This window comes from Streptomyces puniciscabiei, assembly GCF_006715785.1.
GTDB classification, from domain to species: domain Bacteria; phylum Actinomycetota; class Actinomycetes; order Streptomycetales; family Streptomycetaceae; genus Streptomyces; species Streptomyces puniciscabiei.
In genome coordinates this window covers 36,404-57,664 of sequence record NZ_VFNX01000001.1, presented here as the reverse complement: position 1 = coordinate 57,664, position 21,261 = coordinate 36,404, and the positions used below count along the sequence as shown (strand labels likewise).

Here is a 21,261-nt window from a genome sequence, read left to right as displayed (position 1 = left end):
ACGTCAGCTCCTCTCGCCCGCGGGCGGACCGGGCAGGATCTCCACCCGGTACGGGACATGCACCGGGCACAGGGACCGGACGACCTCCCGGACCCGGCCCGCGTCCACGTGCGGGTCGCGGCCCGGCCACACCCGCACCACGACCTCGCCGGACGGCTCCGGCGGCAGCTCGCTGCCCGCGGTACGGGACCACACCGCCTCGCCGTCACCGACGACATCGGCGTTCACCCCGAGGGTGAGCCGCAGCCGCTCGACCAGGCCGCGCCGGGTGCCGCGCCAGCGGTGCAGCTCCACCGCGCGTGTCACCGCCTCCCGGCGCAGCCGGGCGGACCACTCGGCATCGTCGTCCGCGCCCACCCACGACGCCAGCCAGGCGACGAAGTCCAGCGGCGCCACCCGCGGGTCGAGATACGCGGGGAGATTGTCGAGGGTGGCGAACACCGGGGCGAGGACGGTGTCCAGCCCGGCGGTGAACCGCTGGGCGAAGTCGTCGTCGGCGTAGAGCGCGGGCAGCAGCCCACCGATCGGATGCCGGCTCGCCAGGCCGGGTACGGCCGCACGGCTCATGCCCGGCCTCCCGGTTCCAGCGGCTGTACGACGACCTGGTGCTGGTAGGAGAACACCAGCGCGCCCGCGGCCACGTCGATGCGGTCCACCGGCGTTCCGCGCCGCCCGGTGATCGGGTCGGCGGCGAACAGCCGGATCTCCTCCACCAGCGCGCTGCCGGTGGCGCGTTGCAGCAGGCCGAAGATCTCGCCGTACTGCACCGGCCGCCCGAACGGCCAGCCGGTGCCGTCCGGACCGCCGTGCAGCGGGTTGAGGTAACGGAACAGCGCGGCCAGGGCCGCGTCGCGCACCCGGTCGGTGTCCTCGGGCGCCGCCGCGAGCCTGGCGACGACCGTGACGCCCTGGTACACCGGCGGCTCCACCACCAGCCGGGTGCCGATCAGCCGCCGTTCGTCCAGGCTCTCGGTGATCGCGGCGAGCACCTGGTCGGAGGGGATCAGCTGCTCGAAGCGGAGCCGGTCCCCGTCGTCCGCGACGGCGTCCGGCACCACCAGCACCCGTACCGCGCCCGCCCCTTCGGCCGCCGGCAGACAGCGCACCCGGCGCACCGAGGGGGCCGCCTGCCGACTGATGATCTCGTAGTCCTCGGCGGTCACCGCGCGCTCCTGCATCCGCAGCGCATCCGGCGCCCGCAGCTTGGCGTTGGCGACGGTCTCGCCCTCCACCCCGCCGCGTGCCGCCTCCCGGTTGGTGACGCGGGCGACGTACGGCACGGAACTGCGCAGCACCGAGATCGCGCCCCGCGCCACGTTGCCGGCCGGTCCGCCGCCGGTGCGATAGCGGGACACCCGGATATGGGCGCCCTTCTCGGGCACCGCACCGCACAGCCGGAGCGTGCCGTCCGGCTCGCGCAGGGCCGGCGGGAAGGTGAACTCGCCGGTGGTCGCGTCCACCCGTACGTGCCGGTCGTCGGGAGCGGAGCGGCCGAAGTGCTCCACGACGCTCCAGCGCTGCCAGCCGTCGGCCGAGGAGACCTCCACCAAGGGCGGCTCGCCGTCCAGCAGCACCGGCGGCCGGCCGAGCCGGAACGTCTGGCCCGGCACTCCCTCCGACGTGCCCAGCGGTACGTCCGTGACGGTCTCGGCGTGCTCGACGGCGATGGTGCCGCCGACCGTGAACACGGACGCCTCGCGCACCGTCGGGGACTCCGAGTAGAACGGCTGGCCCGGCTCCGGCTCGGTGACCCGGCAGCGCAGCCAGCCCGCGTGCGTCCCACCGATCACGGACGCCGTGTGCCCGGCGGGGACGTGCACGATCACCTCGCCGGGCCGGTTCAGGCCGCCCGTGGTGTCCTCGCCGGTCTCGCACACCTGCCAACGGCCGCCGTCCCATGTCTCCCACACCAGAGGCGGCTGGCGCGGGTCCACGCCGACGCCCTCCACCCGGCTGTCCAGGCGCACCGCGACGATGCACCGGGGTACGGCCGTGGGCAGCCCGAACAGCACGGCGTCGCCAGGTTCGGGCGCCGTCTGGAAGCACCGTACGTCGCGGCCTTCGCCCAGCTCACGGGTCCGGTCGGTCTGCTCGCCGGTCCGGGGCGCGGTCACCAGCCGGTTCAACTCGCTGGGCACGATACGCAGTTCGTCCGTGGTCGCGAACACCACGGGCTCCTCCGCCTCGCCGTCACCCGTGGTCACCTCGGTGCCGGGGGGCAGCGTCACCGTGTCGGGCTGCGGCGCGGACAGCCAGAAGTCGACCGCGGCCCCGGCCGCCGCCGGCGGGAACAGGCGGATGCCCAGCAGGTCCAGGAAGGCGGTGTAGTTCTTGTCGGGCACCCGGTTCAGCCGGTACAGCAGCTGGTCCACGATGTACGCGAAGGTCTCGATCAGGGTGACACCGGGATCGGAGACGTTGTGGTCGGTCCACTCCGGCGCGCGCTGTTGCACATACCGTTTCGCCTCGTCGACGAGTTGCTGGAACCGCCGGTCGTCCAGGTTGGGGGAGGGCAGGGCCATCAGTCCGCGACCGCTTCCTCGGCCCCCTCCTCGGAGGGGATCGTGTAAAAGGGAAACACCAGGTTGCGCCGGTCGTTGGTGGACCGCACCGTGTAGCGCACGTCGATGTAGAGGGTTCCGTCGTCCACCGCGTCGAAGGCCACCACCACGTCGTCCACGCTGATCCGCGGCTCCCACCGCTCCAGCGCCTCGCGCACCTGCTGGGCGATCCGCCCCGCGGTGGCGCCGTCGCCGGGCGCGAAGACGAAGTCGTGGATGCCGCAGCCGAACTCCGGGCGCATCGGGCGTTCTCCGGGCGCGGTGCCGAGCACCAGCCGGATCGCCTCCTCGATCTCGCGTTCCCGCTCCACCATGGCGATCCCGCCGGTCGGCCCGACCCGCAGCGGGAACGCCCAGCCGCGCCCGATGAACCGCTCGCTCATCACAGGCCTCCGATCAGGACGTTCAGGGCGCCGAGCTGGATCGTGGCGCCGCACGTGATCCGGTCACCCGCCCGTGCGGCCGGCAACCCGCCGATGAGCACCTGGCCCGAGGTCAGCCCGGCCGGGTTGGGCATGACCACGTTCCCCGGGCCCAGGGCGGCGTGCGGCGGCACCACGCAGGTGTGCAGGCTTCCCACGACGGCGGCGGGCCGGCCGCCGATCAGTACGCGCGCCACCGCCATGGCGGCGCCGGGCGGCGGGGTGGCGATCACACCTCCATGACTGGTGGGGTCGCCGGTACGGGCTGCGCCGGGCATGCAACGGGCTCCTCGAAGCGGTTCGTGGCCCCCAAGGGCCTTTGGTTCACAGAAATATGATGTGTCGTCAGAGAGTCGACCAGGAGCGTCAATTGATACGCACGAGATCCGCCTTCAGCACTCCGAGCAGACCGCCGTCGAGCGTGAGGTCCGTCTGCCCCGCGACGCTCACCGACCGGCCGCCGACCCTGACCGTGTTGGTGCCGTCGATCTCCACGGTGCCGCCCTTCAGGCTGACCTTCCCGGTCTTCGCGTCGAGCGTGATGCCCTGGCCGTCCATCACCACCGAGGACAGCACCCGTCGGCCGCCGGCCGCGTACACCGTCAGCTCCAGCCGGTTGCTCCGGTCGTCCAGCAGCACCTCCAGCCGCTCGTCCGCGGTACGCAGCAGTACCCCGGACGGTCCCGTCGGTGGATCCAGCAGCTCCAGCCGGTGCCCCGAACGGGACACCACCGAACGGCGGTTGACCTTGCCGCTGGTACCGTCCACGAGGGGCACGCGGTGCTTCGAGGGCCGGTCCACGCCGTTGTACAGACCGCCGATGACATACGGACTGTCCAGCAGGCCCTGCTCGAAGCCGACCAGCACCTCGTCGTTGACCTCGGGGCTCACCACACCGCCCCCGCCCTTGCCGCCCCACTGCACTGTACGCACCCAGTCGGTCACATAGGTGTCGTCCAGCCACGGGAACTTCAGCCGGACCCCGCCGCTCTGCGCGCCGCCCGGCTCCCGTACGTCCGTCACCACCCCGATCGCGAGGCCCGGCATGCGCGGACCCCGCCCCGGCGCGTTCGCACCGGTCACGAGGCCGGCCAGGGACCGGTCCGGGCTGGCGCTCACCCACACCGTGGTGCGGTAGCCGCCGTGCGGTTCCAGGGTGTGCTGCACCGCCGTGGACGTGTACTTGCCGGAGAACGCGGGCCCCACATTGCCGAGCGCGACCGGCCGGCCCGCCCGCAGCCGCGGATTGCCCTCGGCCAGCGCCTCCAGCTCACCGAAACCCGCACTCACCTGGCCGGCGACCGCACCGGCGGCCGCCGTCGTCTCGGCCTGCGTCCGGTACGGCGTGTCCGTCACCGTCAGCTTCGCCGACTTCCCGAACCGGGCGCCGAACTGCGGGGCCAGACCGGGCAGTACGGTGTCGCTGGTCACCGACTGCTGCCGGGCCACCAGCGGCCTCTTGGTGGTGACGTCCCAGCCGCGCACCTCGACCTGGGACGCCCCGTCCGCCCCGGACAGCGCGGCCCGCAGCGCCAGCAGATTCCGCCCGTACTCCAGCACCATCGGACTCTGCGTGGCCGGAGTCGACGGCGCGGGCGCACCGGAGGCCTTCTCGGGCTTGGTGAACTGCAGCACGCCCTTGTCGTCGACCCGCACCTGCGCACCGCTCTCGCCCGCCAGATACTGCAGGAAGTCCCAGTCGGACACATTGGCCTGCGACAGCTGCTTGTACGTGACCGGCGCCGCCTCCACCTTCCCGACCGGCAGCCCCGCCCCGGCGGCCACCTTGCGGACGATGGCCGCGGCCGTCATGTTCCGGTACGCCACCACCTTCCGCCCGCGCTGCAGCCGGTGCGCGACGGAATAGGCGCGGACGACCGTGAACGACCCGGTGCTGTCCCGGTCGATCTCCACCGCCGTGACCTCGCCGTTGAACAGCCGCTCACGCGCCTGCCCGGCCACCGTCACCACCGACACCCTGAGCGGGGTGCCCAGCGTGATGCCGGTCGACTTCAGGAACTCGTGATCGGGATCGCGGTAGGTGAGCACGGCCGTGTCCGGAAGGCCCACGTTCTCGTCCACCACACAGCTCACCAGCTGCGCCGCCCAGATCTGCGGCAGCTCACCGGGCGCCTCCACGACGGGGTCCGCCGCGAAGGACCGGCCGCCCCGCGCCTCGGGTGTGGTCACCGCTCCTCCTCACCGCCCGCGTCCCCGAGCGCCGGCACCACCAGCTCGGTGCCGGGCACGAGGGCCATCGGGTCGTCGATCCGGTTCGCCTCCGCGATGGCCCGCCACGCCGTCGCGTCGCCGTACTCCCGCCAGGCCAGCAGCGCCAGGCTGTCCCCGGCCACGACCGTGTGCGTGCTGCGGGCCGTACGGGCGCCGGACGTCGGGTTCTGTCCCGGTGGGTCGACACTCGCTTCCTCCACCGACAGCGAACAGGTCGCCCGCAGCGGCTTGCCGTCCACGTCGAACAGCGTGTACGTCACCGACAGGCTGGAGAGCACGCCGTCGAACGACGTCGTCCGGGCCGTACCCCACTCGAACCGCACCCAGGGACTGGCCGGCTTCTTCCGCGTGAGGCTCGCCGGGCTGGGCACGCACGCCTTCATCAGCGTCTCCACCGCCTGCTCCACCGAGTTGTCATGGGTCGAGGTGGCGTCGAGGAAGACCTCCAGGCTCAGCTGCCGCGGCCCGCTGCCCACGAACTCCGGCAGCGCCGACTGCCCCGCCATCCGCGACGGGGTGCGCCGCCACTCGGTGGTCTTGCTCAGCTGCAGCGTGTTGGGATTGAACTGGAGGTCCAGCCGCGCGATCGTCCCTCCGGGCTTCGCGCCCACCGCCGCCGGGGGTTCCTTCAGGGTCAACTGGGCCCTGGCCCGGCTCGTCCGCATGGCAGGCATCAGGAAGGCCTCAGTCCCTCGTGCGCGATCTCCAGCGTCTCCACCGCCGCCTGCGAGGAGGACGGATCGAACGACGGCCCCTGCCAGCGCACCGGCACGATGCCGAGCACCTGCCAGCTGATGATGCGGGTCAGATCCGGCTTCAGCGCCACGATCTCGCCGTCCTTGGGCTCCACACGCCGCAGCGTCTCGTCGAGCCAACGCGCGATCTTCGCCGTGTCGGCGGTGACCGGCCGGCTGAGGGTGATGTTCGACCAGGTGACCCGGCCGGGCAACTGCCAGGTGAAGCCGTTGTTCCCGCCCTCCGCGTAACTCTCCATCTCCACCTCGGCGCCCATGCCGGAGCAGGTGTGGAAGGCCCCCAGATCGTTGCCGCCGATCGCGAGCCGGAAGAACACGCTCGTCGCGAAGATGTTGTCCGTCATCCGTTGGTCATCCGTTCCCAGTCCTCAGCGGCGTCCGTCGTAGGGGCGGCCCGCGCGTTCGCGGCCACGCCGCAGATCGGCGCGGAGCAGCCGGGCCAGCGGGTCCAGCAGCCGCCGCGCCAGCTCGTCCAGGTCGACCACGGGCTCCTGCCGCGCCCCCACCGGCCCAGGCGTCCCGGCACCGGCCGTCCCGGGCACCGGCTGCGTGGAGGACGACCGTTGCCGGCCTCGCGGAGGCACGGCCGTCACGGGCACCCCGGCGGACACGGCGCCGGCTCGGGCCGACTCGCGTTGCACGGCCGGCCCCATGTGGTCGGAGGCCCGCGGCGGCGCCGTCGCGGGCGCTGTCGGTGCCGTACGGGTGGCGCGGACCACCGGCACGAGCGGGGTGACGGCAGCCGGGGCGTACGGCTGGTCCTGGAGCGGTGGTGCCTGCGGATCGGACAACGGCAGGCTGGGCGGCCGTACGGCCATGTCGCCGTCGGCGGTGGCGCGTTGGACGGGCGGAGCAGGCCGTACGACGGGTACCGCCCGTGGGACGGAGGGGCTCGGCCGCACTCCGGGCACAGTGTGCCGGGTCCGCGAGGGACCGGAAGCACCGGAGGGCGGGCCGGCCGACGCCGACGGCACCGGACCGGCAGCGGCGCGCCGCACGTGCGGCACTTCGGAACCCGGCACGGGCGAGGGCGAGGTCGCGCTCGGGGCAGGGGCAGGGGCAGGGGCGCGGCGCCAGGACGCGGCGACGACGGGTCGCTCGGCGGCGTGTGCTCCCGTGGGCGGCGTGACACCTTCCGGCGCACGGGTGTTGACGGTCAGCGGGCGTGCGGCGAGCAGGGCGAGGCTGCGGGGTGCGGACCGCTGCCTCTGAGCCGGGAGCGTTCGGCGCTGGATGACACCGGGTGTGTGTACACCGTCGGTGCCGGAACCCGGCCGGGCAACGGTGACCGAGCGGGCGACGACCAGCGGCGCCGGTCCGCTCACGCCCGCGTTGCCCGCCGCCCTGGCCTCGCGGGACGGTGTTCGACCGCCGGCCGAGAGCACGCCGCTCTCCGCCGGGCCCGCCGGCGTCGGCGCCGACGCCTCGGGGGACGTGGACACCTGGCCCGGTGAGGAGGACGGGTGTGTCTGCGGGGCCCTGCGCTGCACGGCATCGGCCGCGGAGGCGATCCGGGTGACGACGGCCGGCTCCGGCCGGCCCGCGCCCGTGCCGGCCGTCGCCGACTCGCCGGTCGAGGCCGCAGGGGGCTCCGGTGCGACGGCGCGTTGCACGGAACCGGGTCCGCCGGCGGTGGAGGGCGCCGACTGCGGGCCGACCGGCGTGACCAGAGGCGTGGCGGGAACGTCCGAGGCGCTCGACGCAGGGAGCGAAACCCCTTGGACCACCGGTGAGTCGGGGCTCCCGCCGCCGCTCTCGGTGTGCGTCGCGCCCAGCAGCGGCGCGGAGGGCGCCCGGGCACCGGACGCGGTCGCGGGCGTGTCCGTGACGGTGCGGTCCGGGCGCACCGGGGTGCGCTGGATGCGCGGGAGGGCCTCGGCGCCACCGGCGGTCGGGGGGCCCGCCGCGCCACCGGGGCCGGCCGGGGGTGCTGAGTCCGCGGTCGACGGCATCGCGGACAGCGGCGCCCCGAGTCCACCACGGGCACGGGCACGGGCGACGGACGGCTCGGGAACGGCCGCTGGAGCAGGGGGCCTTCCGGTCGTCCGAGTCTGGGTCTGAGTCTGGGGCTGGGCCTGGGGCTCGGGCCGCGGCTGGATCTGGTGCGGTGGCCGGGTCCGGGGCGTTGCGGGGTCCGCGCCGTGCGGGCCCGGCGTCGCACCGGTACCAGGAGCGCTCGCCTGGCCCTGCACGATCGGGAGCGCCGGTCCAGCCGGCGGGTGTGTGCCGTTGGTCGGACCGGTGGCCTCGGGCCCGTCGGTGGTCAGCGGCCTGGCGGTGGCGGGCAGTTCCGTCAGGGGAGCGCCGAGCGGTGCCCGGCTGTCGGGGCGTGCCGGTCCGGCGGTGCGCTGAACGATCGGGAGCGCCGGTCCGGCCGGCGGGTGTGTGCCGTTGGTCGGACCGGTGGCCTCGGGCCCGTCGGTGGTCAGCGGCCTGGCGGTGGCGGGCAGTTCCGTCAGGGGAGCGCCGAGCGGTGCCCGGCTGTCGGGGCGTGCCGGTCCGGCGGTGCGCTGCACGGGAGGCGCGGGATTGGGCGTTGTTTCAGGGATGGTTGTCGGCGCAACATCAGGGCCCGCAGGGGGGTGAGCGGCCGCGGGGCCGGGCCCGAGGACCGCGATGCGGCGCACCGGCGTGGACGGCCGCCGGGCGACGGTCAGCGGAGGGCTGAGCGGGCGAGGGCGCACGGAGCGGGTGCCCGTGGTGTCCGAGGCCCGTGCCGGGGTGGCGGAGACGTCGGGCGCCGGGGTGGCGGGGGCCGTGTGTTCCGTCGCGCCGTTCGTGTCCTGACCGTGCGGTGCGGTGCGGCCGGCACCCGTGGCCGTACCGGGGCCGGAAGGGGGCCGGGGTGCGGGGCTGTCGCCCGCGGAGCGGGGCACCACGGCGATCCGTCGGACGACCGGCAGGCCGGGGCCGATGGCCGGGCGGCCTGGATCGGCGGCGGACCACCGTACCGGAGTGTCCGGTGCGGCGACGGTCAGCAGGGGGCCGGCGGCAATGAGGGCACGGCTGGGCGACGTCTCGGCCGAGCGCTGGACGGAATGCGGAACGGCCTGGCCGGACTGCCCGACCCGGCCCGAGGCCGCCGAAGCGGTCGCGCCGGCGCTGTCACCGCTCCGGGTGCCGCGAGGAGTCGGGTTCGGATCCGCCGCCGCTCCGGCGGAACCTGGCGCGTCGCCGCCCGCCCGCTGCCGGGAACCGGAATCCTGCCGCCTGCCGGTGTCGTCGGGCCGGGCCCCCGGTCGTGTCCTGCGGGACACCTGAGGCACGGGCGCAGCGGAACGCTGTCGCGCGCCGGCTGTGTCCGGACGCTCCTCGACGGGTTCCTCGGCGCGCCGACCGGTCTCCACTGTCTCCTCGGCCTGCGGGCGCGGTACGCGCAGCAGCAGGGGGCCGCCGACGCTGTGGGTGGCGCGCGGCGCGACCGGACCGGTGACGCCGTGCACCAGGCCGACCGGCGCGGAAGGCAGCAGTGCGTGGCCGAGACCCGCGTCGAACGACGGGTTCTGCCAGGACGTGAGACCCGAGCGGAAGGCGAGGCCGTCGCTCACGCCGAGCGGGGTGCGGGCCACCGTCAGCGTCGGCGGCGGCGTACGGCGCCACCCGCCGTCCCAGTCGCGGGGCACGGTCGGACCGGCCGCCCCGGACGCGGGCGTGCTCATGGCACCCGGCGCGGCCTGCTGCGCGGAGCCGGGACCTGCCAGGGTGCCGCCGGCACCTGGCGCCGTGCTCCGGCGGCGTAGTCTGTCCCGCCATGCCATGAGCTCAACCACCTTCGTTCACACGGGTGTTGATACGGGCGATCTCGGTCACCCACTGCCGCCGCTCGGCGTGGGTGAGGTCGAGGATCTCCTCGCGCTGCCAGTGGAAGTGGTAGGCGATGTACGCGAGCTCCTCCCGCAGCCGGGGGAGTGCGTACGTCACGATTCCCCCAGGCGCCCACCCGAGAGGTCGACCTCGAAGCCGCCCTCGCAGTGCGGGCAGACCACCGCCGCGCGGGTGTGGCCCTCGCTGTTGACACGGCGGTAGAAGTCCTGGAGGAACGCGACGTCGGTGGCGTACATCCGCTCCACGATCCCCGCGTGCACATCGGTGATGGTGCCGAGCCGGGTGATCACCTGGCTCAGCAGCACCACACTCAGATACGCCGGGTTCTCCTTGACCCGCAGATCGATCTGCGGCCGCAGCTCGTCCCGGGCGGTGGCCAGACGCATGGCGCCGTGCCGGTGGAGCGTGCCCGCCTCGTCCACGTACCCGCGCGGCAGCTCGAACTCGAACTCGGTGCGCAGCCCGTGGTCCTGAGAGGTCGCGGGCCGGGCGGCCGGAGCCTGCGGTGGGGCCTGGGGCTGGTCGGCCGCCTGAGCGGGCGCCGTCGCCTCCAGGAACTCCTCCAGGTTGCCGGCCGTGACGGTACGGCGCCTCATTCGACGACGATCTCCTCGAACACGATCGTGACGGTCTCGGTGGCCGCGGAGGACTCGCCGGCCTTGAGGGAGGGGCCCTCCCACTTGGAGGCCCAGCCGTTCATCAGCTGGATACGGCGGACCGTCTCGCCCTTGGTGTCCTTGATCTCGATGGTCAGGTTCTGCCGGGCGGTGTCGACGGCACCGTTGTTCAGCGTCTCCTTGATCCACTTGGTGAACTCGCTGCTCTTGTCGAGTCCCCGGGTGATCGTGATCTCGCCGGCCTGTCGTGCCCCGGGCTGCTTGCGGATGATCTGCTTGCCCGTCGCCGTGACCTGCTTGACCTCGACGACCTCCTCCTCGACGGAGAACCCGCTGATCTCCTGGATCGACTCGACCATGTACCCGCCGAGCTGCACGCCGAAGACGTGAGTGGAGAGAGCATCGCCTTCTGCCATGACTGTCTGTCACCTTTCCTTCGCAGACCCGCGGGTCACTCGTCGATGAGGCTGGTGCTGTCGGAGAACTGGGCCAGCCGGAACACCACGAACTCGGCGGGCTTGACCGGGGAGACGCCGATCTCACAGACGACGCGGCCCTGGTCGATGGAGGTCTGCGGGTTGTTGTCGCGGTCGCACTTGACGTAGAACGCCTCCTCGGCGGTGCGGCCGAAGAGCGCGCCCCGGCGCCATTCCTCGGTGAGGAACGCGGTCACGTTGCGCCGGATGCTCGACCACAGCCGGTCGTCGTTCGGCTCGAAGACCACCCACTGGGTGCCCAACAGGATGGATTCCTCGAGATAGTTGAACAGGCGGCGCACGTTCAGATAGCGCCAGGCCGGGTCGGAGGACAGGGTGCGGGCGCCCCAGATCCGGATGCCACGGCCGGGGAAGGCACGCACGCAGTTCACGCCGATCGGGTTGAGCAGGTCCTGCTCGCCCTTGCTGAGCCGGACCTCCAGGTCCACCGCGCCCCGGATCACCTCGTTGGCGGGCGCCTTGTGCACCCCGCGCTCCGCGTCGCTGCGCGCCCACACGCCCGCGATGTGACCGCTGGGCGGGACGGTGGTGTTACGGCCGGCCGCCGGGTCGAAGACCCGCACCCACGGGTAGTAGAGGGTGGCGTACCGGGAGTCGTAGCCCGCCTCCTCGTTGCGCCAGTGCCGCACCTGCTGGGCGGTGAGCCCGGGGGGAGAGTCCAGGACGGCGACCCGGTCGCCCATCTGCTCGCAGTGCGAGATGACCGCGAGCTGCACGGTGCGCACGCCCTCGGCGTCGATGTCGCCACGCTGGTAGGCGCCCATCAGGTCCGGGACCGCGACCATGGTGATCTCGTCGATGCTCTCCAGGCCGGCGAAGCCGGTCCGGGCGGAGGCGTCACCGACGTACTCGGCCGGGTCGATCCGGGACACCGCGCCGGCGACGGGCGCCGCGGGCGCGGCCGGGGCGTCGGGCACGGCCACCGTCTGGCCGGCCGGCCGCGTCTGCGTGGCGTCACGCTGCTCGGTGACCTCGACCAGCTTCGACGCGCGCAGCTGGGTGACCACATAGCCCTTGACGTTCTTACGGGTGGAGACGTCGTACGTCTCCACCACCTGCTCGCCCTGGCGGACCAGCAGCTTGAAGCGGTCCTCGGGCGGGTTCTCGCCGTCGGCGTCGGCGATCTCCACCGACACCCCGGAGATGCCGGGCCTGGCCGTGATCCGGAATCCGCCGAGTGTCAGCGGCTGGGCCGCGGGGGCGTCCCGGGGCTCCCGGCCGCCGCCGGACGGGGCGGCGCCGTCGGCGGAGCCGCCGATGCGCACCACGTAGGCTGCGCCGCCGCCGTTGGCGAAGTAGCCGTACACGGCGTGCGCGAGGTAGGTGCCCTCGGTGAACCCGCCGAACAGCTGGGTGTACTGATCCCAGTTGGTGACCAGGGTGGGTTCGTGGAAGGGCCCGCTCCGGGCGAACCCGACGAACGCGGCGACGGCGGTGCCGACCCCCTCGATCGGGCGGGCACCGGACTGCACCTCCTCCACGTACACGCCCGGGGTGAGGTACGTCGGCATGCTCGCTCCTTCACGTTCCATCGGATCACCTGCGTCGATGCCGAGTCTCCGGTGCGGATCAGGCCCGGCGGCAGGGGCGCGGGTACCTTGCCGGGGGCAACCGCACTGCCTTTCCGGACGCCCGCGCGGACCGCTGGGGAAGGAACGGCGTCCCGGGCCGCCCGAGTTCGGCACGGGGCCGGCCGGCGAGGCCCCTCAGGCGCCCAGGACGTCCGCCAGATACGGCCCGAACTCGCTCTCCAGGACCAGCCGGCCGAGCTTGCGGTACTCCTGCACCACCGCCGTCACCAACTGCCGCATGGTCAGCGGGCCCCCGCGCTCCGCGGCCAGATAGGCGGCGGTGACCGCGCAGGCCCGGATGGAGCCGCCGGCCAGTTCGAACCGGTCCGCGCAGAAGCCGAGGTCCAGGTCGTCCGCGCGGGGCAGCCGGGTGCCCAGACACCTGTCCCACAGGGCCAGCCGCTGGGCCGCGTCGGGCACCGGGAACTCCGCCACCACGTCGAGCCGGCGGGTGAACGCCTCGTCCAGGTTGGCCCGGAGATTGGTGGTCAGCACCGCGATCCCGTCGAAGGACTCCATGCGCTGCAGCAGATACGCCGACTCGATGTTGGCGTGCCGGTCGTGCGCGTCCTTGACCTCCGAGCGCTTGCCGAAGATCGCGTCGGCCTCGTCGAAGAGCAGGACCGCGTTGACCGCGGACGCCTCGGTGAAGATCCGCTCCAGGTTCTTCTCGGTCTCGCCGACGTACTTGTCGACGACCGTGGACAGGTCGACCACGTACAGATCCATGCCGAGGTCCGCGGCGACCACCTCGGCCGACATCGTCTTGCCGGTGCCCGACTCGCCCGCGAACAGCGCGATCACGCCGCGTCCCCGGCCGCCGCCGGGCCGCATCCGCCACTGTCCGAGCACCTGCTCGCGATGGCGGGCGCGGACGGCGAGTTCACGCAGCCGGCGGTGGGTCGGCTCGGGCAGCACCAGGTCGTCCCAGCCGACCGCCGGCTCCACCCGGCGGGCCAGCCGGGCCAGCCCCGCGCCGTTCTGCGCGCGTACGGCGGACCTGAGGTCGTCGGGGCAGACCGGGCGGCCCGCCAGCGCGGCGGAGCGCAGCGCCGCGTCCGCCGCGCGCCGCAGCTGTCCGCCGTCCAGACGGTGCGCGGCGACGGCCCGGGCGAGGGCGTCGGCGTTGTCGGCTGCGCAGCCGTCGGCGTCGGCCAGGGCCAGAGCGTGCCGCCAGCGCGCGGCCTGCCGGTCGGGGGAAGGCGGAGCCACCGGCAGGACGACCGGGGTGTCCGGCCCCCATGCCGGGTCCCAGCCCTCCCTGCCGTGGGTGAACAGCGGGACGCCGCGCAGCGCCGTGCACAACGCGCTGAGGGCACGGGACCGTTCGGCCGGTGCCTCGGGCAGTGCCTCCAGCGGTCCCAGGACCACTCCGGCGCCGGTGAGGCGTGCCTCCAGCGCCGCGACCCGGGCGAGCGCGGGCACCTCGCCGGAGCGTCGGGCGAGTGCCGCCGCGTCGAGGACCAGCGCGCCCAGCCCCATGGCGCGCAGGGCCGCCACGGCGAGTCCTGGCGCGTCGCCACCCCGGTCGAGCAGATGCACCGACCCCGTGCCGGTACGGGCGGCACGCGCCGCCCGGCGCACCTCGTCCCCTTCGGCCGTCGGGTCGTCCGCAGGCTCGCCGAGCACTCCGGCGAGCCGGGCGTCCGGGTCCCTGCCGCCCAGCAGATGGCCGGTCACCCGGTCCGGTACCGCGAGCACCCGCGACAGCGGTGGCCGCTCCGGCTCGGTGACCTCCAGCAGTCCGCCCGCGACCAGCGGCGCTCCCGGTGCGAAGCGGAACCGGGCGGCCGACGCCGACGCGAGCCCGCACAGCTCCAGCGCCAGGGCGACCGTGGGCCTACGGCGGGTCAGATCGTCGTTGAGATAGCCGTAGAGCCGCTCGAAGCGGGCGTCCAGGTCCGGTGCCAGCGCGATCAGCAGCAGGTCGGTGTCGAGCGGTGACAGCCCGAACCGCGCGGCAAGCGTGCCGAGCACGGAGTCGGGCGGCGGGGACGGCGGCTCGTGTCCGGGCACGTCGAGCCCGCCCGGATCGTTCAGGATCCGGTCCACGGCCTCGGGGGAGAGGTACTGGCCGCGGTAGGGGTCGTCGGGGTCGGGATCGACGGCACGGCGGGCGGCCACCGCCTGCCGGACCCGCTCCTCGACCAGCCGCAGCCGCTCCCACAGGGGATCCGTGTCGGCCGCGGTGAGGACATCGGCGGGGTACGTCACGGCTGGCGGCCCCCTCTGCGGCGGCGGGCGGGCGCCGGGTGCCGCTCGCGCGGACCGGCGAAACCGTCCGGACCCGGGTCGCTCACGCCCTCGTAGCGCAGCCGGCGCCCCGGCACCGGAGTCCCGTCCTGCCGGTGATCCGTGTCCTGCCCGTGTGCCCCGTCCTGCCGGTGTTCCGTGGCCCGCACCACGAGTCCCTCGGTCACCGGCGGCGCGGCCGTCCTGCTCGCCCCGGCGAGCGGCGCGCGCACCCGCACACCGAGCGATGCCTTCAGCTCGCCGCCGAGCGCCGACCACACATCGGAGGCGGACGGCCCGTCGGGCCCCGCTCCGGCGGTGTCCAGCGAGACGGTCAGGCCCAGTTCGGCCAGCGAGCCCGTGAGCAGCCGCTCCGGCAGCGCGTCGACGGCCACCAGCGTGGCCAGCACCTGGGACAGCAGCCGATGCTCGTCCTGCGGGCGGCTCGCCCACGCCGTGACCAGGTACGTCAGCTCGAACCAGCGGGGCGGGGTGCGGCGCGCCACCACATGTCCGGCCGCGTCGTACACCTCCTGGGCGCCGCTGCCACGCCGGCTCGGGTCCTCCCGGATGTCGTACAGGAACGCACACACGGTGGGGGCGTTGCGGCGCGCGGCCCAGTCCCGGGTCGGCGCGTCGAGGACGATCTCGACCCCGGACGCCTCCAGCCCCGACTCCGCGAGCAGACCGCGCAGTGCCTCGTCGACCTCGTGGATCACCGGCGGGTCACCTCGTCCGGCGGCTGCACACTGCCGTTCACCACCAGGAAGTCGGTCTTCACCGGGGAGAATCCGGGCCCGCTCGCGGTGATCGTGCGCGGACCGGTCTGGTCCTTGGTGAGGATGAGCAGCTGGCCGATGAACGTGCCGTCCGGCTGGGGCACGGTCGGTGCCGCGGCGGCGGTGATCCCCGGCTTCCAGGTGAAGCGCACCGGGACGCCCGGCGGGAAGTCCTTGCCGCGCACCGAGGTGACGAAGCCGGGCTTGCCGATCGGCGGGACGGCGACGATCTTCGGCTGCAGGATCCGCAGCGTGGTGTGCGCCCTGTTGTCCCGAGGGTCGGCGTCCGTGCCGGTGGTGGTGAGGGTGCCGGTGACCCGGCCGGTCAGCGCGTGGTCGGGGGAGAGCACCACCCGTACGACGGTGGAGTCGCCCGGTGCCAGGTCCGGCAGCGCACACACCCACCGGGTGTCGCAGCCCGCCGGCGGCCCGCCGTCCGGGATCCCGGAGGGCAGTCCGATCCGCAGCCGCAGCCCGGTCGCCAGGGCGTTGCGGCCGTTGCGCACGGTGTACGTCACCACGACCCGGCCGCCGACATAGCCCGGGTCGGGCTGGGCGGTGACCCGGACGCCGGGGCCGGCCTTCGGGGCGGGTGGTGTCGGCGGGGTGGGAGGCGTCGGAGGCGCCGGGGGTGTCGGCGGCGTCGGAGGCGGGGTGGGAGGGCCGGCCTTGCGCACCGGCACCACGGTCCGGGCGGTGTTGTCGTCGGGCCGCGGGTCGATCACGCTCCCGGTGACCGACCAGTCCACCGGCTGGTCGCCGACGGTGAGCCCGGTCAGCGTCACGGTCACCGGCACGGTCGTGCCGGGCGGCACCACACCGATGTCGCACTGCAGGGAGGCGGCGTCACAGGTGCCGCCCGGCCGGCGGATCCCGCTCACGCTCACCCCGGCCGGCGGCGCGATGGTCAGCCGGGTGCCGGGCGAGGCGGCCGGGCCGTTGTTGACGACGTCGACGGCGACCTTCGTGGAGTGACCGACGGTGACCGCGGGCACCGTGCCCGGGGCGTGCACGGCCAGGTCCACCGACTGCTGGACGCCGGGCTCCTTCTGCCGCCCCGGCAGTTCCAGGGTGAGCGCGCTCAGACGGCCGGTGGCCACATTCAACAGATGGAGCTTCTCCGGGCAGTTGACCGGTGTGTCGGTGCGTGCGCTGAAGACGATCCCGGTGCCGTCCGCGGTCCAGGCCGCGTCGCGCGGCTGGTGCGGTCCGGTGACCGAGCTGTCGGGCAGCTCCCGGCGGCAGGCGCCGGCGTCGCCGCGGGCCGACTCGGGCAGCAGCACCTGGCAGGTGTCGCCGGACACGGAGGTGAGCACCATGCCGTTGTGCTGGTCGACCTGGCCGCCGCCGTTCTTGCGGTTGAAGGCGATCTGCCGGCCGTCCGGCGAGAACGCGGGACTGTCGTCGATGACCGCGCAGTTGCCGGGGCAGATCGTCGCGCTCAGATCGCGCTGCTGGTCCAGACGGTCCACCGGGACGGTCCAGATGTGCTTGTTGCCGCCGTTCCCGTCGATGGTCATGTTGCGGGTGAAGGCGAGCGTGGTGCCGTCGGAGGACCAGGTGGGCTGGGCGTCGCCGCCCGTCTGCCGGCCGGCCGGCGGCACGATCTCGTGCACGATCGCACCGGTGGTGGCGTCGGCGATCAGGATGTGCCCGGGACCGGAGGCGGAGCCGACCCCGCCCGGCGACGTCCGGGTGAACGCGATGAACCTGCCGTCCGGCGAGAACGTGGGGTCGGTGTCCCAGTCCTTCGGTCCGCGTCCGGCGAGCGGCATGGGCGCGGCGTTGGAGCCGTCGGCGTCCACCGTCCAGATCCGCTCGATCCGGTTGTCCGTGTCCCCCTCGAACCGGGTCACCACGATGCGCCGGCCGTCGGGTGTGTAGTTCTGCCGCTCGGTCCACGGGTCGTACCCCGCCGCCGGGTTGAACAGGGGGTCCTTGGTCGGATCGGTGTTGCTGTCGGCCGCCGGGTCCTCGTTCAGGACGGTCAGCCCGAGGTCACGCGGGTCGGCGCCGTCCGCCCGGACGTCCTGGAGGGTCACCACATGCGGACCGTGCACACCGTTCGCCGTGTTGCTGCCCTTCGCCGAGGTGCGGTCCACCACGACGTAGCCGCCGTTCTGCGGGCCGACCCAGGTCGGCGTGCCGACGTCGCGGTCCTCCATGAGCACCAGGTTCGGGCCCGACGCGCGGCTGTTCACCTGGTACACGTGGTCCCAGTCGCCCTCGCAGCCGCAGGTGCGGTCCGGGCTGAGGAACAGCACGCCCTCCCCATCGGGCATCCACGCTGCCCCATGGGTCCGCCAGTCGTTCGGTACGCCGGTGAGCAGCGGCTGGTCGCCGGCCGTGCCGCCGGTCACCCGCAGCCGGGGGCCCGTCGAGTCGCCGGAGGCGGTCGGGGTGGAGGTGTATGCGATGAGGTCACGGTGCGCCGGGTCGTTCACCGGGTTCCACACCGGTTCCGTCGCCTTGTCGCCCGGCGTGCCGGTCACCCGGGTCGGGGTGCCGCCGGCCAGCGGGCGCACGTAGATCTGCTCCCCGAGGACCGCGTCGCTGTCACAGGCGTACGCCAGACGCTGCCCGTCCGGCGACACCGTCGGGCTCTCCTCGTTCGCCGGTGTGTCGGTCAGCCGGGTCAGCCCGGTGCCGTCGGTGCGCACCAGCCACAGGTCGCGCTGCTTCCTGCCGTTCGGGCCGCCGGGCTCCGCCGAGTCGAACACCACGGACTTGCCGTCCGGGGTCAGCCGGGGGTGTGCCGCGTCCCGGCTGCTGGTCAGCTTGCGCACCGAGCCGTCGGGGGTGCGTAGATAGATCTGCGGGTTCTTCTCGTCGCGGCGGCCGGCGAACACCATCGTGTCGCCCAGGGCCGACGGCTCGACGTCGTAGTGTGCCGGGCCCGCCCCGAACAGCGGCTCGCTGTCCTTGGTGCCGATCACCTTGCCGAGGCTGCGGTGCCCGGTGCCGGCGTAGGCGATCCGGGTGGCGGAGGCGTCGACGGCCTTGGGCTGGGCCTGGGCGCTGCCCGGGCCCGAGGCCGCCGTCAGTGCGAGCAGCGGGACCAGCAGGAGCAACGAGGCTCCGAATCTCCCCAGCCGACGCTGCCCGCCGGGGTCAGCGGTGCCGTTCACGGTCCACCTCGCAGTCTCGGAACACATGGGTCGCCCCGCCACTCTGCGTCCGCGCGGGCGTCGCGCGGCAGGGCGGCGGGGCCCTGCCCGGGGGAAGCGCGGGCTGCGCTTTCGGGCAACACCACGTCTGCGGAAGGTAGGTGACGCAGTGTCAGATCAGGCCGTTGCGCAGTGCGTAGCCGACGGCATGAGCCCGATTGCGTAACTGCAGACGTGTGGTGATCTCATGCAGCACGTTCTTGACGGTCCGCTCGGAGTACGACGTCTTGCGCGCTATCTCCGCGGTGTCGAACCCGTCCGCCACCAGGCGCAGCATGTCCGCCTCGCGCGCGGTCAGCGTGGACAGGGTCAGACCGTGCGGATCGAGCGCCGCGCGCTGCAGACTGCCGACATGGCTCAGTAGCCTGCCGAGCAGGTCACCGGGGAGCACGCCCTCGCCGTTGGCCAGCGCGAGCACCAGATGAAGGAGCCGGTCCTGGTCCGCCTCGGCGCGCCGCAGCACCGCCGCGACACCGCGCTCGACGACCCGCTGCAGCGCCGCGGACTCGAAGGAACCGACCACGAGCCCGGTGCGGGTCGCACGGTTGCGCTGCAACCGCTGCAGCAGGGCCATCACCTCGTCGTCCACGGAGTCGACGACCACGAGGGACGCGTGTGCCCGGTCCGCGTCGGTGTCGTCCAGCAGCTCCACCTCGGGACGCTGGCGGAGCTGATGGACGACACCGATGCGCAGGACCAGGTCCTGGGCGTAGACGGCGACGGAGACCCGGTACGGCCGGCCGGCCGTAGCGGCCTGATGTTCTGCTGCGGAGAGGGACATGCGGAGTCCTGTTCCTTGGAAGTGGCGAAGGGGCTGAAGGTCGCGGAAGCCGAAAAGGGGACGGCGGCGGGGCCCGCCGGAGGTCCGCGGGCCGGTCCATGAGTCATCAACGATTCTGCTGATCCGGCAGGTTGCCCTTGACCGCGCGGGGCACGCGCACTGCCCGGATGTTGCCCCCGCACCTCTCGTGGCCGTCCGGAGGCGGTTCTACGGTCGTCGCGTGACGCCTTCTGCAGCCTCTTCCGGCCCCGGACTGCCCGGGCTCGACATGCCCGACGTGACGGTGACCCCGGGCGGTACCGCCTCGACGCGCCTGACCGTACGCAACGACAGTGACATCGTCGAGGCGTACACCTTGGAGGTCGTCGGTGACTGTGCGGCCTGGGCCACCGTGGAGCCCGAGCGGGTCTCGCTGTATCCCGGCACCTCCGAGACGGTGACCATCCGGCTGGACCCGCCCCGCTCGCCCGAGGTCCGCGCGGGCGATGTGCCGCTGGGCGTACGCGTGCTGCCGGCCGAGCACCCCGAGGCCGTCACGGTGCCCGAAACCACGGTGCACGTGGAGGAGTTCCACGAGCTGCGCACCGAGATCCTGCCGCGCCGCCGGCGTGGCTGGGTCCGGGGCCGCTACCGGCTGGCGGTGCGCAACGAGGGCAACGCCCCGGCTCGTGTCGCCCTGACACCGGAACAGCCGGGGGAGGAGCTGCGGTTCGCGTTCGCCGCCGCCGAACTGGCGCTGGAGCCGGGTGAGTCGGCGGAGACCCGGCTGCGGGTGCGCACCGGCAAGCCGGTCTGGTTCGGCAAGCCCGTGGTCTGGCCATTCACTGTACGTGCCACGGACAGCGCGGCCGCCGAGCGTGCCGAGCGGCCCGGTGCCCTCGTCCGGCCGCCGCTGGAAGCCGAGTTCGTGCAGATCCCGATCTTCCCCAAGTGGCTGCTCGCGGTGCTCGCGGCCCTGATCGCGCTGCTGCTCGCTTGGTTCGCGCTCGTCCGTCCGGCGGTGCGCAGTGCAGCGAAGCAGGCCGCCGACGAGGTGGTCCAGCCGCGGCCCACGCCCGGCGGCCAGAACGGGCAGCCCCCCGGGACCGGTTCCGGGGACAAGGCGGGTACGGGTACCCAGGGCGGCAAGGGTTCGACGTCGGGCAGTGGCGGCAGTGGCGGCAGTGGCGGAGACGGTGGCGGTGGCGAGGCCGGCACCGGTCAGCAGAGTTCGGCCACGATCGACGTACAGACGTCCGGCGGGCAGGACAAGACCGGTACCTATGTGGTGCCCAAGGGCAAGGTGTTCGGGATCACGGACATCGTGGTCGCCAACTTCCAGGGCGACGAAGGCACCATGACCATCACCTTCGGCGACCGCAAGATCACCACGATCGCCCTGGAGACCTTCCGCAATCAGGACTACCACTGGGTCACCCCCATCAAGATCCCCGAGGACGCCAAGGTTGCCGTGAAGGTGACATGTGCGAAGCCCGGCACTCCGGCAACCGGCCGGCAGGCACAGCAGTGTCATGAGGTCCTGAACGTCAGTGGCGTACTCAGCGATGTCACCCGGTGACATCGCTCCCTCGAACATCGTTGGCCTCGTAGGGCACGAGCGGAAGAGGAGAATCCCACTCCGTCCGAAAACCGGCAGCGCGCGGGATGTTACCGGCACATTTCGAAAAGTGCCGGAAGCCCGGAAGCACGGGCCCTCCGGCGGCTTCCGTACGGTTCCGACGCATACAACTGCTTCATATGGATGGCCAGTTCACGCACCCGACGCCATGCTTTGCAGGTGCGAAGCACCCTGAGTGGGTGTCAAGGCGGCGCGCCGAGCGGG

17 protein-coding genes are annotated in these 21,261 nt (G+C 73.5%); 1 reads left to right on the top strand and 16 read right to left on the bottom strand.

Features of this window, described 5'->3' with window-relative positions; genetic code table 11:
* Window positions 1-3: 3 nt before the first annotated feature.
* The 16 genes from FB563_RS00240 to FB563_RS00170 all read right to left on the bottom strand — a co-directional run bounded on the left by FB563_RS00240 (window position 4) and on the right by FB563_RS00170 (window position 19,439).
* Window positions 4-567, bottom strand: a complete 564-nt coding sequence (locus FB563_RS00240; RefSeq protein WP_055707779.1) for a phage tail protein — start codon at window positions 565-567, stop codon at window positions 4-6.
* The gene (locus tag FB563_RS00235; RefSeq protein ID WP_055707778.1) at window positions 564-2,522 is read right to left on the bottom strand and encodes a putative baseplate assembly protein; all 1,959 of its coding nucleotides are present in this window, start codon (window positions 2,520-2,522) and stop codon (window positions 564-566) included. The genes FB563_RS00240 and FB563_RS00235 overlap by 4 nt, the downstream gene beginning before the upstream one ends.
* Complete coding sequence (locus FB563_RS00230) at window positions 2,522-2,944, bottom strand: GPW/gp25 family protein (RefSeq protein ID WP_055707777.1); 423 nt, start codon at window positions 2,942-2,944, stop codon at window positions 2,522-2,524. The genes FB563_RS00235 and FB563_RS00230 overlap by 1 nt, the downstream gene beginning before the upstream one ends.
* Window positions 2,944-3,261 (bottom strand): PAAR domain-containing protein, encoded by a 318-nt coding sequence (locus FB563_RS00225; protein WP_055707776.1) that lies wholly within the window; start codon window positions 3,259-3,261, stop codon window positions 2,944-2,946. The genes FB563_RS00230 and FB563_RS00225 overlap by 1 nt, the downstream gene beginning before the upstream one ends.
* An 88-nt stretch (window positions 3,262-3,349) precedes the next feature.
* Entirely contained in the window at window positions 3,350-5,173 is a 1,824-nt protein-coding gene (locus tag FB563_RS00220) for a VgrG-related protein (protein WP_055707775.1), read from the bottom strand.
* Window positions 5,170-5,892, bottom strand: a complete 723-nt coding sequence (locus FB563_RS00215; protein WP_079048912.1) for a CIS tube protein — start codon at window positions 5,890-5,892, stop codon at window positions 5,170-5,172. Before FB563_RS00215 ends, FB563_RS00220 begins: the two co-directional genes overlap by 4 nt.
* Complete coding sequence (locus FB563_RS00210; RefSeq protein ID WP_055707773.1) at window positions 5,889-6,314, bottom strand: phage tail protein; 426 nt, start codon at window positions 6,312-6,314, stop codon at window positions 5,889-5,891. The genes FB563_RS00215 and FB563_RS00210 overlap by 4 nt, the downstream gene beginning before the upstream one ends.
* Window positions 6,315-6,338: 24 nt before the next feature.
* A complete protein-coding gene (locus tag FB563_RS00205) occupies window positions 6,339-9,629 on the bottom strand; it encodes a hypothetical protein (RefSeq protein ID WP_142218384.1) in 3,291 nt (1,096 codons plus the stop codon).
* Window positions 9,630-9,732: 103 nt separating this feature from the next.
* Window positions 9,733-9,891 carry a DUF6760 family protein gene (locus FB563_RS42675; protein ID WP_167528457.1) on the bottom strand — a complete coding sequence of 53 codons (159 nt, stop codon included), beginning with the start codon at window positions 9,889-9,891 and terminating at the stop codon, window positions 9,733-9,735.
* On the bottom strand, window positions 9,888-10,391 hold the full coding sequence (locus tag FB563_RS00200) for a hypothetical protein (protein WP_055709820.1): 504 nt from the start codon (window positions 10,389-10,391) through the stop codon (window positions 9,888-9,890). The genes FB563_RS42675 and FB563_RS00200 overlap by 4 nt, the downstream gene beginning before the upstream one ends.
* Window positions 10,388-10,828, bottom strand: coding sequence for a phage tail protein (locus FB563_RS00195; protein WP_055709819.1), 441 nt, complete (start codon window positions 10,826-10,828; stop codon window positions 10,388-10,390). The genes FB563_RS00200 and FB563_RS00195 overlap by 4 nt, the downstream gene beginning before the upstream one ends.
* A 35-nt stretch (window positions 10,829-10,863) precedes the next feature.
* Window positions 10,864-12,420, bottom strand: a complete 1,557-nt coding sequence (locus tag FB563_RS00190; RefSeq protein ID WP_055709818.1) for a phage tail sheath family protein — start codon at window positions 12,418-12,420, stop codon at window positions 10,864-10,866.
* Between the two features lie 195 nt (window positions 12,421-12,615).
* Complete coding sequence (locus tag FB563_RS00185; RefSeq protein WP_055709817.1) at window positions 12,616-14,694, bottom strand: ATP-binding protein; 2,079 nt, start codon at window positions 14,692-14,694, stop codon at window positions 12,616-12,618.
* Entirely contained in the window at window positions 14,691-15,431 is a 741-nt protein-coding gene (locus FB563_RS00180; RefSeq protein WP_055709816.1) for a Pvc16 family protein, read from the bottom strand. Before FB563_RS00180 ends, FB563_RS00185 begins: the two co-directional genes overlap by 4 nt.
* A complete protein-coding gene (locus tag FB563_RS00175; protein WP_142218383.1) occupies window positions 15,428-18,646 on the bottom strand; it encodes a TolB family protein in 3,219 nt (1,072 codons plus the stop codon). The genes FB563_RS00180 and FB563_RS00175 overlap by 4 nt, the downstream gene beginning before the upstream one ends.
* Before the next feature lie 124 nt (window positions 18,647-18,770).
* Window positions 18,771-19,439, bottom strand: a complete 669-nt coding sequence (locus tag FB563_RS00170; RefSeq protein WP_055709457.1) for a helix-turn-helix transcriptional regulator — start codon at window positions 19,437-19,439, stop codon at window positions 18,771-18,773.
* Between the two features lie 268 nt (window positions 19,440-19,707).
* Between FB563_RS00170 and FB563_RS00165 the strand changes: the two genes are divergently transcribed.
* A complete protein-coding gene (locus FB563_RS00165) occupies window positions 19,708-20,997 on the top strand; it encodes a COG1470 family protein (RefSeq protein WP_055709456.1) in 1,290 nt (429 codons plus the stop codon).
* Window positions 20,998-21,261 lie beyond the last annotated feature (264 nt).